This is a genomic window from Vampirovibrionales bacterium (assembly GCA_016712355.1).
Classification (GTDB): Bacteria; Cyanobacteriota; Vampirovibrionia; order Vampirovibrionales; family Vampirovibrionaceae; genus JADJRF01.
In genome coordinates this window covers 2,524,449-2,537,472 of the sequence record JADJRF010000005.1, presented here as the reverse complement: position 1 = coordinate 2,537,472, position 13,024 = coordinate 2,524,449, and the positions used below count along the sequence as shown (strand labels likewise).

Annotated in this window: 20 protein-coding genes and 2 pseudogenes; 5 read left to right on the top strand and 17 right to left on the bottom strand. The window is 47.1% G+C overall.

The annotated features are described in order from the left end of the window. Positions 1-784 precede the first annotated feature (784 nt). The 14 genes and pseudogenes from IPK79_13160 to IPK79_13095 all read right to left on the bottom strand — a co-directional run bounded on the left by IPK79_13160 (position 785) and on the right by IPK79_13095 (position 8,063). Positions 785-1,402, bottom strand: coding sequence for a hypothetical protein (locus IPK79_13160; GenBank protein ID MBK8191382.1), 618 nt, complete (start codon positions 1,400-1,402; stop codon positions 785-787). A 72-nt stretch (positions 1,403-1,474) separates the two neighbouring features. Next, the gene (locus IPK79_13155; GenBank protein MBK8191381.1) at positions 1,475-1,612 is read right to left on the bottom strand and encodes a transposase; all 138 of its coding nucleotides are present in this window, start codon (positions 1,610-1,612) and stop codon (positions 1,475-1,477) included. Beyond that, positions 1,581-2,156, bottom strand: coding sequence for an IS3 family transposase (locus IPK79_13150; GenBank protein ID MBK8191380.1), 576 nt, complete (start codon positions 2,154-2,156; stop codon positions 1,581-1,583). Before IPK79_13150 ends, IPK79_13155 begins: the two co-directional genes overlap by 32 nt. A gap of 20 nt (positions 2,157-2,176) precedes the next feature. Beyond that, entirely contained in the window at positions 2,177-2,443 is a 267-nt protein-coding gene (locus IPK79_13145) for a transposase (GenBank protein MBK8191379.1), read from the bottom strand. Positions 2,444-2,654: 211 nt separating this feature from the next. Then, entirely contained in the window at positions 2,655-3,092 is a 438-nt protein-coding gene (locus IPK79_13140; GenBank protein MBK8191378.1) for a hypothetical protein, read from the bottom strand. Positions 3,093-3,226: 134 nt separating this feature from the next. Then, complete coding sequence (locus IPK79_13135; protein ID MBK8191377.1) at positions 3,227-3,916, bottom strand: RHS repeat-associated core domain-containing protein; 690 nt, start codon at positions 3,914-3,916, stop codon at positions 3,227-3,229. Between the two features lie 24 nt (positions 3,917-3,940). Continuing rightward, entirely contained in the window at positions 3,941-4,234 is a 294-nt protein-coding gene (locus IPK79_13130; GenBank protein ID MBK8191376.1) for a hypothetical protein, read from the bottom strand. Beyond that, positions 4,212-4,428: pseudogene (locus IPK79_13125) on the bottom strand (hypothetical protein). Before IPK79_13125 ends, IPK79_13130 begins: the two are co-directional and overlap by 23 nt. Before the next feature lie 285 nt (positions 4,429-4,713). Then, a pseudogene (locus IPK79_13120) lies at positions 4,714-5,028 on the bottom strand (hypothetical protein). Between the two features lie 100 nt (positions 5,029-5,128). After that, the gene (locus tag IPK79_13115) at positions 5,129-5,485 is read right to left on the bottom strand and encodes a hypothetical protein (GenBank protein MBK8191375.1); all 357 of its coding nucleotides are present in this window, start codon (positions 5,483-5,485) and stop codon (positions 5,129-5,131) included. 131 nt (positions 5,486-5,616) lie between these two features. Further along, positions 5,617-5,865: a hypothetical protein gene (locus IPK79_13110; protein MBK8191374.1), complete on the bottom strand. Its 249-nt coding sequence runs from the start codon at positions 5,863-5,865 to the stop codon at positions 5,617-5,619. A 170-nt stretch (positions 5,866-6,035) separates the two neighbouring features. Continuing rightward, complete coding sequence (locus IPK79_13105) at positions 6,036-6,587, bottom strand: RHS repeat-associated core domain-containing protein (protein ID MBK8191373.1); 552 nt, start codon at positions 6,585-6,587, stop codon at positions 6,036-6,038. Next, positions 6,556-7,230: an RHS repeat protein gene (locus IPK79_13100; protein MBK8191372.1), complete on the bottom strand. Its 675-nt coding sequence runs from the start codon at positions 7,228-7,230 to the stop codon at positions 6,556-6,558. The genes IPK79_13105 and IPK79_13100 overlap by 32 nt, the downstream gene beginning before the upstream one ends. Next, the gene (locus IPK79_13095) at positions 7,182-8,063 is read right to left on the bottom strand and encodes an RHS repeat protein (protein ID MBK8191371.1); all 882 of its coding nucleotides are present in this window, start codon (positions 8,061-8,063) and stop codon (positions 7,182-7,184) included. Before IPK79_13095 ends, IPK79_13100 begins: the two co-directional genes overlap by 49 nt. A 196-nt stretch (positions 8,064-8,259) precedes the next feature. On the opposite strand from IPK79_13095, the gene IPK79_13090 reads away from it, so the two are divergent. The 3 genes from IPK79_13090 to IPK79_13080 are packed head-to-tail and all read left to right on the top strand — an operon-like array spanning position 8,260 to position 9,332. After that, complete coding sequence (locus tag IPK79_13090) at positions 8,260-8,475, top strand: transposase (GenBank protein MBK8191370.1); 216 nt, start codon at positions 8,260-8,262, stop codon at positions 8,473-8,475. Between the two features lie 53 nt (positions 8,476-8,528). After that, positions 8,529-9,152, top strand: a complete 624-nt coding sequence (locus IPK79_13085) for a transposase (GenBank protein ID MBK8191369.1) — start codon at positions 8,529-8,531, stop codon at positions 9,150-9,152. A gap of 27 nt (positions 9,153-9,179) precedes the next feature. After that, positions 9,180-9,332, top strand: a complete 153-nt coding sequence (locus IPK79_13080; GenBank protein MBK8191368.1) for a transposase — start codon at positions 9,180-9,182, stop codon at positions 9,330-9,332. Positions 9,333-9,568: 236 nt separating this feature from the next. Here IPK79_13080 and IPK79_13075 read toward each other — a convergent pair whose 3' ends face one another. Genes IPK79_13075 through IPK79_13065 form a run of 3 tightly spaced genes read right to left on the bottom strand, consistent with a single transcriptional unit; the run spans position 9,569 to position 11,532 of the window. After that, a complete protein-coding gene (locus IPK79_13075; protein MBK8191367.1) occupies positions 9,569-10,141 on the bottom strand; it encodes a hypothetical protein in 573 nt (190 codons plus the stop codon). Positions 10,142-10,169: 28 nt separating this feature from the next. Next, entirely contained in the window at positions 10,170-11,048 is an 879-nt protein-coding gene (locus IPK79_13070; protein ID MBK8191366.1) for a hypothetical protein, read from the bottom strand. A gap of 37 nt (positions 11,049-11,085) precedes the next feature. After that, positions 11,086-11,532 carry an ATP-binding protein gene (locus IPK79_13065; protein MBK8191365.1) on the bottom strand — a complete coding sequence of 149 codons (447 nt, stop codon included), beginning with the start codon at positions 11,530-11,532 and terminating at the stop codon, positions 11,086-11,088. Between the two features lie 365 nt (positions 11,533-11,897). Here IPK79_13065 and IPK79_13060 point away from each other — a divergent pair, with 365 nt between their 5' ends. Both IPK79_13060 and IPK79_13055 read left to right on the top strand, forming a co-directional pair. Continuing rightward, positions 11,898-12,209 (top strand): helix-turn-helix domain-containing protein, encoded by a 312-nt coding sequence (locus IPK79_13060; protein MBK8191364.1) that lies wholly within the window; start codon positions 11,898-11,900, stop codon positions 12,207-12,209. Further along, positions 12,193-13,023, top strand: a complete 831-nt coding sequence (locus IPK79_13055; protein MBK8191363.1) for a tyrosine-type recombinase/integrase — start codon at positions 12,193-12,195, stop codon at positions 13,021-13,023. The genes IPK79_13060 and IPK79_13055 overlap by 17 nt, the downstream gene beginning before the upstream one ends. Position 13,024 lies beyond the last annotated feature (1 nt).

The following is a 13,024-nucleotide window of genomic DNA, read 5'->3' as shown; positions in this document are numbered from 1 at the left end:
GCGCGGCCCCGTAAGTAAAAATCATAACAGGAGAATTTCTGTACGACAAGATAAATAGATTGTCCCCAATGCGATCGGTTCAGGTTATGGGGCTCTGGATCTGGGCGCTGTCCCGTTAGGCGGCAAGCCGACAAATAGTGATAGACGGGATTTAAATATTGAGAAATTCTTCGTAGAAACCTCTTTCTTGCGCCAAATCAAAAATTATTCGCTAATTCTCAATTCGGTTCCTCCGGGCTGTATTATCTGGCGTTTTTCCACCTCTTGAAATAATTTTTCGGCCTTGTTTTGAGCTTCCAGAAGACTTAACGCCTGAGGACTTCGTGCGGGAATCACGATGTGCTAATATCCTTTAAAATTTCAGGCTTTCTGAACAGGGGGCATAATTCATTTTTTTCCGTTACGATTTTTATCTGTCAATCTTTTTGCGCCGCTTCAGGTGTGGTTATTTTACTCCTTTTCATAACTCTCGACAAGACTCGATGAGCCTCCTGTTTTTACAATACAAATAAGGGATTGGATGCCCGTTACGCTCATGCTGAAAAACCCACTGCCCAATGTTTTTTCTACGGTTTCTCAGGTGAGGTCTTCCCGACAGCCGTGTGGAGATGGGCTAAACCCGCCTTGCGAATGACGACTGTTGCGGGCCTGTATAAACCCTTCCTCCTGATCCTCGCGCTGTGGGGTGCGCTATGGTCACAATTTGTTAAAATAGTCGGTGTATATTACCACAGCTTTCCCGCTTAAAATTGAGGTTCCTGGGGCGGGTAATTCGATACGCGCCCTAATTGCCGAATGGTTTTTGATTAAATAAAGAAAAAATTAAACGCTTCTTCCCGATTTGAAAGCATATAAGGCTGAGGAAAAGAAGTATTGGAACGGCCAGGATCATGAAAAACTCCCGGAGTCTGATTTCCTTGTGTATGAAAGATTCTGCTGGGTTTTTGCTGTTGTAATGTATGCTGATAATATTATTGGGTCTGTATTTTGTGGCGCATAGCCTGTTTAGTTCGGTCACATTGGCGGATTTTTTGCAGGGACTCTGATCATTAAAATTTTTCCCAGTGTGCTCGATTCCTTTTTGATCTCTGAATGTATACATTACACAGAGGGACGCCGGACCCCGTGTCGGTATTAGAACAGTAGAGCTTTTTACTCTTGCAGCTTGTGTAATAAAGAAATAGCCTCGAATGTCATTGGGCGCCTCTGCAAGACTGGCTGTTAAAAGGGCGCAAGAAAACACAAACAAGAAAAATCCGCCAAGAAAAACTAAAACGATTTTCTGTCCAAAGTCCAAAGGTTCGATTGGGAGGTGCACAGATTGACTCTTTCCTGCTCTGTTGAAGTTAACGATTAGGTAATTTGATTGATCATTTTGACCGAGCCCCGTACCCGGAGCCATCCAAAAGTCGAATTTTAGGATTTTTTGGTCTTGCCCCGAAAAGCGGACCGTTTGAAATGAGAAATCGGGGATTCAAACAGCTTGGCTAGCCAGGCTGTTTGCGGCGGCGAAGGAATGAGGGGTCAGCTCTCCCAATGAGCTATGCGGACGCACGTCATTGTAGTCCTGCCGCCACATTTCAATTTTCTCCTGAGCATCCTCCAAAGACAAGAACCAGTGCTGATTCAGGCATTCCTGCCGGAATCGGCTCAGGTTGGCCATATCGCTGCACTGCCAGGTTCAGCGTGTTAATCACGTTGCAGGCCGTGTAGCGAAAACCCACACCAATCGCCGGACTGATTCGGGTGTGATTATCGACAATGGTCAGGCAGCGCAGTTTCTGTCCGTCGTACAACTGGTCAGATACAAAATTCATGCTCCAGCATGGATTCTGCTGCTGGGCCGGTTGCCGGACCTGCCGCAACTGCGGAAAAACCCGCCGCTTGGGGACTTTCTTGCGCATCTGTAAGCCCTCTTCCCTGTACAGCCGGTAGACCCGCTTAGGATTGACCGGCAAGCCCTCCCGTCGCAGCAGAATCGTAATCCGGCGGTAGCCATACCGGGGCTTTTCAGAAGCAATCTCACAAATGCGTTTGGATAGATACGCCTGCTCAGAGAGTTTGGATTGGTAGTAGTAAGTTGGCCGCCGAAACCGAATTAATCGGCATGCGCGACGCACGCTGACCTTGTGGCAAAGCTTCAGCCAGTCAACCAAATCCCGTTCCTGAACAGGCTTCAGAGCTTTTTTTGAACGATTTCCTGCAACATATGCCGATCCAGGCTCAGTTCAGCTACAAGTTGCTTGAGTCTGGTGTTCTCTTCCTTGAGCAGACGCATTTCTTTGACTTCCATGACGCTCAGGCTGCCAAACTGTTGCTGCCACCGGTAGAACGTCGCCTGCACTACTCCCAGTTTCCGGCAGATGTCTTCCACTTTCGTACCCTGCTGGTGCTCTTTTAGGGCAAACACAATCTGCTCTTCGGTGAATTTGGACTTTTTCACGGGTTAAACTCCTTCACTTCTTTAACTGGTTTAACCCGATTTTCTCATTATCCCTGGTTCGTTTTCTGGGGGGCAGACCAACCCCTGTACCATATAGGCTCCCTCACATTGACAACTCCACTTATAGAGTAGGAACGCGAACCATAGTAACCAGCCAATAGATCCTAAAAACAAATAAATAATTTTTTGAGATTTTTTCATTGCAGCGTTTTTACCTTTTTGTCCGGCAATATTTATGAAGAAATTCACAGGCAGATTTTTGCCCTGCCGAGCAAGATTTTTTTAAATAGAACTGCCCTTCTGCTATTTTTCCCATTTCACAAAGCCTTTCGCCATAATCTTCCATCCCCCATATAAAATTATTTTCTGCAGACAATTTTAACCATTTATTGGCTTTTTGGTAATCATGAACGGATATCGCGTAGTATTGATATGTCCAATACATCGCTTCAGCATCGCCCGCCGCGGCTTCTTTTTCTAATCGTTCAGATTTCCTAACCTCTTCTTTTAAGACCTCCTGCTGTTCCATTCTAGCCTTTTTACAACTGGCGGCGTCACCTGACAATATAAACTCGCCAATCCCATATACAGAAAGAGCCCATGGGGTTGCAAGAAGCAGAATTAGTAGAATTTTTTTAGACTTTTTCATTATCTAAGGCTTAAAATCAGTAAGAGGGCCTTTGAAAAGGGGCTGATCAGGAGCAAAAGGATTCATTATTTTGGGAGCGCTATAGAACTCTCCTTTTGAAGTAACCCAACCATAATCTACAGGGGATTGAACTTTCATTCTAGATAATTTTGCAAGTTTTTTGCGATCGAATCATCCCCACCTCGCCCGGCATGGCAGGCCTGAAGAATAATTACATCTTGAATTCCTATATTTCTATTCCCTTTTATGTACTTGCTATAAAATTCCTCAACGGAGATTCCCTTATAGTAGATGCGTTCTCCGTTACTACCCAAGACGGGCGTTTTTAAGGGTACAAATAATTTCCTCCCATCACTATGGACAACAATCATATATGATTTTGAGCTATTTTTAATATTTTTGGCACTATAATAGAGACGCCGATCCTTTGGGCTCTTATTTGAATTGATAAAGATTGCATCCGCTTGCAGCCCGAACGGATCCACCCACCGCAAAGGATTCCCCCCAACATACCGCTGGCCATCCCCCAGCGGATCGTCGGAAATAAATATCTCCAGACTTGGATCGTAATACCGCGCGCGATAGTACATCAAGCCGGTACCGTCGTCTTCACGAGCCGTGTAAGTCAGGCTATTCGTCGCCGACGGATTCGGGAGGCTGCCTTCTGGCTTGCCGTAGCCCGAATAATCATACCTCGTCTGAAACGCGCCATCCGCATCACTGAGCCACGCAGTGGATCTCAAATGATCGCCAAGGTAAGTCTGCGTCGTTGAGCTGTTGGTAATGGTCAGAGGTTCGTCAATTCCTGCTCCATTTTTCAGCATGTTTAATCTGTCATATAAATACGTCTAACATGGTTCCGAATATTTATACGGGTTGAATATATTTATTAGTGCTTCAATACGTTCGCCAAAGGCTGTCACTTCATCGTCAGCATCTAATCCTTTTGAAGCAAGTGAATCTGTTAATTCCTCATTAACGAGCCCTATGTATGAATAATCAATATAAAGAACAAAAGCGTTATTACCAATTTTAGATGATCTCTTTAGAAGACCCTGCTTACTGCTATCGCTTAATAATGATAGCAATAAGTTAAAATCAGAGTCTGCTATCTCTATTTTAAGGCTTTCGAGGCTTTCCATAGGTGGTTACGATTTTCCCCTTTTTTATTAACTACAACCGTGGCATTTCTGCCTATATACTTAGTGGTGCCGGCTGCCTGATTTGTGATTTTTTTAGGGTTTCTCAGCGCGTCATTTATAGCGTTAATACTAACTCCTTTACCTTCTCTTCCAATAGCCTGATTCAAACCATGTCTAGTATAACCAAATACAATCTTTCCATCAGCAGTTTTAATAAACTTACTGAATTTCCCTATTTTTGAAAACTCGCCCTCCGGTGTGAGGCTGAATCCCGACCAAGCTTTATCAATAAACGATGAACTGGGACTTGACAGTGTGCAAATGTCATCCCCTATTAAAAACATCCAGACTTTAGCACCTAATTGAAATGCATTATTAAGCGCATTATACCAATTCTCAGTGGGCCCATATGTCCCATCCCTATGCTTGTAAATACCAAGCTCTAGCCCTAAAGGATCTGTCGCAATTGTTGGCATCCCCCCGACATACCGCTGGCTATCGCCCAACGGATCATCGGAGATGAAGATTTCGATCGAGGGGTCGTAATACCGTGCGCGATAGTACATCAGACCCGTGCCGTCATCTTCGCGGGCGGTATAGGTCAGGCTATTCGTCGCCGACGGATTCGGCAGGCTGCCTTCCAGCCTGCCATAGCTCGAATAATCATACCGTGTCTGGAACGCGCCGTTTGAATCGCTCAACCAACTCGCAGATCCCAAATGATCGCCTAAATACGCCTGCGTCGTTGAGCCGGTGGTAATGGTCAGCGGTTCGTCAATGCCTGCGCCGTTCAGAAACGTGCTGTTTCCGTCCTTGAGTGATCAAGCCCGTCGTAGAAATAGGCTTTGGTCTGATTATTATTCATAAAGTCCGAAAAAGTCCTAATATTATTTATTATTGGGTATGTATCATCTTAAGAATCTGGCCTGTGCTCTTTGACAAATAAATATAAGCGACTCCCCTAAGCGCCCCTTTTTTTAATGTGCCTTTGATCTGCCAGACGTCGTCATTTAGAATGGCATGAAACGGCCTTTCTGAAGAAATCATCTCTTTTCCATAAACTTGAGCTAATATTATTTCAGCTATTTCTATGGCTGTTTCTTTATTTGGAATAAAACCATCTGAAGGGGCATATCCCTTCCCTTTAAAGAGGCTTTCATTAAATAGCTCAGGGCTAGAGCTGTTTCCAAACGGCTCTAGAAACAACATGAGAGTAAATAATATTACAGCTAAAAAAGCAGAATTTTTCATGTTTATTCTCACTTATTTCACAAAGCTTTCCGAGCCGCCCAAAGGCTTGTTTGGCTTGGGGGTATATTTTTTTATTTTATTGTTTGGAGTTCCTGCATATCTTGGGGGGAAGTGAAAGTAAAAATTAACGCTTAACTTTCATCATCTTGAATGGGGAAAAGAACATTAAGTATTGACGGTATTCGCATTAAAACAGCTTCACCTACAGCACGACAGGCTTCTCCAATCTCTGCCTGCTCAAGCTTAAAAAGCCTAAATTGAGCGTATAAAGCCTCCATGGTTTCATCAGTTTCTTCATTATATCTGTGATCGTATATGCAAACTGAATTGATATCCTTCTCATATCTAACAGTTAAAACATCTTTGACAAAGATTATCATAAAGCCTCATTTCAAATTACCATAATACCAATGGGGGAAGTGGCTTTCTTGTGCGACAAGCCCCATAACGAACATTCGCAGATTCGAAACACCTATATCTGGCTGATTTATTTGGAAGGCGTCTACATTGAGCATCATCGAGTTCTTTTTGAAAATCACAATGGTCTATATTATTGTTTTGATTCGAGGAGACAGTACAAGGGGCAGAAGAAATCTCTCCCCAATGATCTTCGAGGAAGCTGCCGAAAATTGCCCCAAGGGAGGCGCCCCCAGCAGCGCCCAGTATAATTCCATTCTGCGCTCCATATCCGCCACACACAGCAGCGCCGGGTCCAGACCACGAACATGCCGCAGCGCCCCCGCCGCCGCCTGCTAGTGCTCCGAGGGCGGCTCCCAATGCCGTGCCAGTAGCGGCACCTTGAGCTGCTCCCTTTCGGCCCTAGCCCAAGTGGGTCTTTGAGGGCCACCGAATTCCCCTCGACATACCGCTGCCCATCACCCAGCGGGTCGTCGGAAATAAACCGCTCCAGACTTGGATCGTAATACCGCGCGCGATAATACATCAAGCCGGTGCCGTCGTCTTCACGAGCCGTGTAAGTCAGGCTATTCGTCGCCGACGGATTCGGCAGGCTGCCTTCCAGCCTGCCATAGCTCGAATAATCGTACCGCGTCTGGAACGCGCCATTCGCATCACTGAGCCACGCAGTGGATCCCCAAGTGATCGCCTAAATACGCCTGCGTCGTTGAGCCGGTGGTAATGGTCAGCGGTTCGTCAATGCCTGCGCCGTTCAGGAACTGATTAGCGCCATCGCTGAGCAAGTCCAGCCCATCGTAGAAATAGGTTTTCGTTTGGCTGTTCTTCACAAAACTCACTCTTCGGCCTAAGGGATCGTAGGCAAAGGTAGCATTAACGCCGGTTTTATTCAAGGCGGTGAGCTGATCCAGCGCATTCCATGTCAGCGTGCGGCCTGTGGAGTCGCCGGTCATGTTGCCGTTGGCGTCGTAGGTGAAGGTAATGGCCGAGCCCACGGGCGGCGTCAGCGTCGTGAGCCGGTCGGCGGCGTTGTGGGCGTAGGTGGTGGTGTCCGTTCCACCCAAGTGCTTGCGCACGGCTTTACTGGCAATATTGCCTACTGGATCAAACGTCCACGTCGCGGTTTCTGGCAGTGACGCCCCCAAATTCTCGGCATTTAGGAGATAGGTTTCGCGCAAGGCCGGGTTGCTGGTTTGCTGGGCTTGCGTCAGCCAGTTAATGGCGCTGTCTTTGGCCGTCTGATTGGCAAAGCTGCTGGCGCCGAAGATAATGCCCAGGCCATCTACATGCGTGAGACGGTTGAGTGCGTCGTAGCTGTAGTTACGCACCATTTTGTCGGATGCGCCGTACAGGTAGCGGCTGTATTGCGTGATATTGCCATTGTTATCGTAGCCATACTCATTGTTTTCCTGCGCGCCGCCATCTTTTTGTGGATGAGTGCCGTCAATCGGTCCGCATCGTCATAGTAATAGTACGTATTGACCCCATTGGGACGTGACAAATTAATCCGTCGACCGACTGCGTCGTATTGATAGGTATAAATTTGATTATTCTGCGTGACGCTGGTCAACTGGTCTAAGAGGTTGTAACCATACGTGACGCTGGGATAACCCGTCGCGCTCATACTCGTCGCCAGGCCGTCGGCATTGTACGTATAGCTCACACTGCCTTGAGGCGACGTCATATTGCTGACCCGCCCCATTACGTCGTAACTGTACCCCCATGTCCCCGAACCGTCTGCGATGGACAGCAACTCGTCGTTTGCGTCGTAAGACATCGCATAAATTTTCTGGCCATTGTAATTGACCCAGTTTAATCGACCTGCCGCGTCGTATTCATACGTGGTGGTCTGCGACTTGGGATCCGTCGCGCTTACCATACGGTCCTGCTTGTCGTAAGCGTAGGTCGTGGTTTGATTCAACGGATTATTGACGCTGGTCACGCGATCCCGGCTGTCGTAAGCGTAGGTCGTCGTGTGATTACTGGCGTCTGTCACCGTTAACAGGTTACTGTTGTTGTCATAAGTGTAAGTGGTCGCTTGATTCAACGGATTGGTGACGCTGGTCAGCCGGTTCAAAACGTCATAAGCGAACGTCGTCACATTCTGCCTGGGGTCCGTCACGCTCGTCAGGTTGCCCCGATTGTCATAAGCAAACGTCGTCACATGGCCCAGAGGGTCCGTGATCGTCGCCAGTTCGTTATGAGCGTTATAGGTATAGCTGGTGGTCTTGCCCAGCGCATTGACGCGCGTCAGCGTTTGTCCCTTGGCGTTGTAAGTAAAAGTTGACCTGAGCCCAGAAATGGGGACCGTTCAAAAGTAGAGGATTTTGTTCTTCAATCTTTTGAAAGGAGTGTTTGGAATGAAAACGAGCCGATTCACGGAAGAGCAGGTTATTACTGCATTACGGACACAGGAAAGCGGTCAGAAGACGGTCGAAGGTGTCTGTCGGGAGCTTGGCATCTCGCAAGCTAGGCGTTTACGGATTCTGGAAGCAGAGAATTCTCGACTGAAAAGGCTGTTGAGTGAGCGCACGCTGGAATTGGATGCGTTGCAGGATGTGCTAAAAAAGCTCTAGGGCCTTCCCGTCGCCGGATTCTGTTTCATTGCCTGCGCGCAGAGAAATACAAGTTGTCGAAACGCCAATGCGCCCGGCTATTGAGCGTGCGGCGGCACACCGCCTGTTCCTTGCCAGGCGCCAGGAATGAATCCCTGCGTCAGGCAATCCTGCGTCTGTCCAATCGCTTTGCGAGGTTTGGCTACCGCCGGATTCATGCCATACTGGTGAAGCAGGAAGGCTGGACCATCAACGTGAAGCGGGTGCGGTGGATCCGGGGCGAGAAAGGCCTGCAAGTGAGAAAGAAAGCGAAAAAACGCAAACGCGGCCAAGGCGTTCAGTCGCCCGAGCAGGCCGTTGCGCCAAATCACGTATGGACGGTTGATTTTGTGCAGGACCGCCTGACTTCTGGCGGCCGTATCCGGCTATTGACGGTGCTGGATGAATTTACGCGCCAGTCCCTGTGCATTCGCGTGGAACGTTCTCTCAGGGGCGAGGATGTGCGCCTGACATTGCAGACGTTGTTTAGGGGTTACGGGATTCCCCGGTATCTACGCAGCGACAACGGGTCGGAATTTGTCGCCTGTTGCCTGCAAAGCTGGCTACAGACGCAGCACACGCAGTCGCTCTTTATTGAGCCGGGCAGCCCGTGGCAAAACGGCAAGTATGAAAGCTTCAACGGTCGATTTCGGGACTAATGTTTAAATGCCGAGTGGTGGGGCAGCTTGCGAGAGGCTCAGAACGTTATTGAGATGTGGCGTGAGCATTACAATACCGAGCGACCTCACAGCGCCCTGAGATACTGGACCCCCGAACAGTTCGCCGCCGCCTGGTATTCTACGAATACCAGGCCTTCTCCACAATCAGGCTGCCATTAAACAGGCTGTGTTATGATCCCACTCTCTGGTTTTATTTGGATCAATTCTAGGGGGGCAGTCACATTGCAGACGAAAAGGAACGCCGTCTCAAGGATGCCCTGGAAAATTTCATGGATCACGTAATAGGTCACAAGCCGAAAAGCGACACTTGGATGGATGTTTGATCCTAATTTTAAAAAAAGCCGTGATATTGGGAGCGTGACTACCCATATTTTGATCGAAATAAAAATTTTGCTTTAGGCATTTAGCTTTTGAAAGAAAAATTCATGCCGGTCTTTTGCATCTTGAATCAGCCTTGCCCAATCCACAACATAGTGAATACAGTTAAAGCCTTCATAAGGACGGCTGAAGGCATCTCGGTTGCAGGACGGCTTATAGCCTTCATAGTTTTCTAGGGTGTTTCGGGTTCCGTCCGTCAAGGTAAGGACAGTATAGGCATGGGTAATTCTATCTGCCTTTTTTAACTGTTGTCCTTTATGGGTATATTTTCCGTTCTGAAGGGGATCAACATATTTGGTTATCACCTCTTTAAGCTCATCCCCTTTTGTGATTTCCCTGCCGGGTCTTTTAAATTCAACCACTGCAACATTATTTAGCGTATTTGCGCTTTTGGACTCAGCCACAACAAGAGGTTTTTCAAATAAGATATCGGCTTCTTTTCTCGAATCAGCCTTGCCAGCACTGGCCAAGGAGCAATCCGAATAAAACTCTTTTAGGAGCATCAACCGATCATCTAACAGCCATAAGTTATGCTCATGCGAGGTAAGCGTTTCATGGCTTTCCCTCATTGGACAAATGATCTGGTGCAAATGTTCTTCCAGAGGGAAAGTTCCCGTGTCATCTTGATATTGTAGATATTTGTCTAAAAAGGTCTAAAACGACCTTTCTATAAGCCATATAATGGCCTAGTTGTAATGAATTCTCATGAGTGACTTCAGCAATGGTTTTAGCCAGATTCTCTTTTTCTGCGTCGGTTGCCTTGGAGAGAGGTTTTTGAGCAGCTTCCAAAAGTTGCTTTTTCACCTGTTCTGCATGTCTAGCTTGTTCTGTTACAGCCTCAATAATGATTTTTTCCTTGGTATGTCCATACCCGATTTTAGGGTTAAGGGTCTCAACACTTTTGGCAAGATGCGGATACTCCTGAATCACTTCTTGAATCACTGTGTTCTTTTTGTTGTTGGCCTCTTCGATGTGTTGCTGAGCATAAGCATTGGCTATCTCAATAATGTGATTCTTAATCTCTTCCATATAAAGCGCTTCTGGTTCCAGTTCGAGAGAAGGGCGCTTCTCTAAAATCTTGAAAGAATCTCTAGTCGTTGAAACCCGCTCATTCAAATAGTCGCTAATAATGAAAAAATAAAGATAGGCAGGGTTTTGACCATCCACAGCCAGCTTTTCATTGGGGTAGATATCCAAACTCTCGGACTTAACAACCCGATTATCCCCACACAGATTGTATGCATGGTGAGCACTGGTAAGTTTTATATCACTACTCAAACAATAAACCGTAAAATCAACCTCGTTTAGAGGTTGAGTGGGCAAAGATTTAATGTTCAAATTTGCATAATCAATCGTTTCAGATTGCCCGTCCACCATATCGACATAAATGGACAAATTCTGGTGCTGGATGAGATACGGGACAAATACCCGTTTGATTTGGTTCACAAAGCTGATAGACAGCCTTTTATCATCATAAATATTGGTAAGAGGCTCCAACAGCCTTACTTTCGTTCTAGGCTGAGTAGCTTTAGGGTCAGCGGGTTTGTTTTTCTTTTTCTTCTACTTCCTTGTCCAGGGAGAAGTGTAACTCCCTATAACGCAAAGTCTCTCCATGCTTGTAGGTGCTTTCAATCACCACACGCTTAAAACAGCAGAGCCAACTTAAACGCCCCATTCCTTTGCAACCCATATCTTCCTTATGGGTACTGCCTACTCTCTTGAATGAGATTGCATTCCCGTCATCAAAGCCGGTTCCACAATCCTCAATAACAATCTCATCTATTTGTTGGGCCACCTGTCCGACAAGCAAAGAGCTTTGATTCGTGACAAACGAAACCCTAACGGTCTTATTGCTTGGGTTTGCCTTGATAATCGAGTCAAAGGCATTGGTAATGGCTTCAATAATCGGCAAGTAGGGGTCTTTCTTGACGGCCTCTTCATAGATAGGAAGAAGCCCCTTTAGCTCTGCCTCCATTGTCATTTGTAAAGCTCCTACCGGCCAGAAGATGAATTAGGGCCAAAAACAACTGCGTAAGGTCATGATTTTATCATCAAGGGTACAGAGTATAAAACATCATCTCATAAACGGTAAAAGCCCCTCAATGAGGAGCTTTTAAGGGTTTTAAAAGTGAGTGCCAACTGAGTAGTTGGTGATTTTTTTGGTCGATTCTTTTGGCTATACTTTTTGAAGAATCGTTGTGAGAAAATGGTGGGCCTGCGGTGACTCGAACACCGGACCTCACCCTTATCAGCCATGTTATTATTGTAACAATCAATAAGGTAGGATCGCCTAAAAACCAAGCGCCATAACGATCTCCGCTGTTAGAATACAGAAGGAGATTATATATGACGTATGACAAAAAAGACCCGAAAAACTCCAAAAGTGAGTACAAAGTGAGTAGTTTTTCGGGGGCATTTTTGACCGTTTCCGAGGTTTCTCAAGTCCTGGGTAAAACCAGGAAAACCGTTTTAGAGTGGTGCAAGAGCGGAAAGCTGATGGCCACACCCAGGGTGTATAACGGGATCATCACCTATCAGATCCATCAGCAAGCCGTCGAGGTCTACCTTCAAGGGCAAGCCGCCCTGGAAGAGATGAGGCTGCGAAAAAAAACAGATAGGGATTCAAGACCATACTCCCTACGTGGCAGGCTGGCGTAAGGCAGCCAAGGCTGGTCTGTTGGGACGGCGGGCCTACGCTGAGAATACTCTGAACTCGTATGAGTCCTATATCAAGAAGTACCTGGCCAAGTACAAGCTTCTGACCTTTAGCCGGGTCAAGAGCGAACTGGCCGAATGCCCGGCGGATCTCCCGGAACGGCGGCGGGGCTTGTACCGTTCCTTCGTGTCCTTTGCCAAGTATCTGGTAATGGAAGAGGCTTTGGACAAGGAATTCCTCGAAAAGGCTTTGGACAAGAACTTTGCCCCAAAGCCCAATCCGAACCCCAAGCAGCATGTGGTATCTGAAGAGGACTTGCCCAAACTGATCGCCGCTACCAAGACCCTCCAGGAACGGGCCATGATTATGCTGATGGCCAACACCGGCATCCGAGCCAGTGAGTGTTGCAAACTGAAACTGGAAGACGTGGATCTGGAGAAGCAGGAGATTTGGGTCGGCGAAGCCAAGTATGATGAAGCTCGGAGCCTGGGCTTTAACGATGACACGGCGCTTGCCATTCGGAGCTACCTGGATAAGGAACGTCCCAAGGTGAAGTATGATTTCGTATTTTTAGACAAATATGAAAATCCGATGCGACGGGATGGCTTGTATCAGCGGATAGCCCGGATAGCCAAAAAAGCCGGAGTCTATGCCTATCCTCACGCCCTGAGAAGCCGCTTTGTGACCTACAACCTCACGATGGGACGGAATCCCCAGGATGTTCAGGAGGCTTGCGGACATAAGAGCATTTTGACCACGATGCTCTATAACCGCCGCCGGACTCAAGACCGCGTGGATTCTATGAAAAATTGGTAAA

What these genes read in the sequence shown, in the direction of transcription:
- IPK79_13090 (MBK8191370.1), top strand. Translation starts at nt 8,260, where the DNA reads ATGAAAACGAGCCGATTCACGGAAGAGCAGGTTATTACTGCATTACGG.
- IPK79_13115 (MBK8191375.1), bottom strand. Translation starts at nt 5,485, where the DNA reads ATGAAAAATTCTGCTTTTTTAGCTGTAATATTATTTACTCTCATGTTG.
- IPK79_13140 (MBK8191378.1), bottom strand. Translation starts at nt 3,092, where the DNA reads ATGAAAAAGTCTAAAAAAATTCTACTAATTCTGCTTCTTGCAACCCCA.
- IPK79_13110 (MBK8191374.1), bottom strand. Translation starts at nt 5,865, where the DNA reads ATGATAATCTTTGTCAAAGATGTTTTAACTGTTAGATATGAGAAGGAT.
- IPK79_13065 (MBK8191365.1), bottom strand. Translation starts at nt 11,532, where the DNA reads ATGACAATGGAGGCAGAGCTAAAGGGGCTTCTTCCTATCTATGAAGAG.
- IPK79_13160 (MBK8191382.1), bottom strand. Translation starts at nt 1,402, where the DNA reads ATGGCTCCGGGTACGGGGCTCGGTCAAAATGATCAATCAAATTACCTA.
- IPK79_13130 (MBK8191376.1), bottom strand. Translation starts at nt 4,234, where the DNA reads ATGGAAAGCCTCGAAAGCCTTAAAATAGAGATAGCAGACTCTGATTTT.
- IPK79_13100 (MBK8191372.1), bottom strand. Translation starts at nt 7,230, where the DNA reads ATGGTGCGTAACTACAGCTACGACGCACTCAACCGTCTCACGCATGTA.
- IPK79_13060 (MBK8191364.1), top strand. Translation starts at nt 11,898, where the DNA reads ATGACGTATGACAAAAAAGACCCGAAAAACTCCAAAAGTGAGTACAAA.
- IPK79_13135 (MBK8191377.1), bottom strand. Translation starts at nt 3,916, where the DNA reads ATGCTGAAAAATGGAGCAGGAATTGACGAACCTCTGACCATTACCAAC.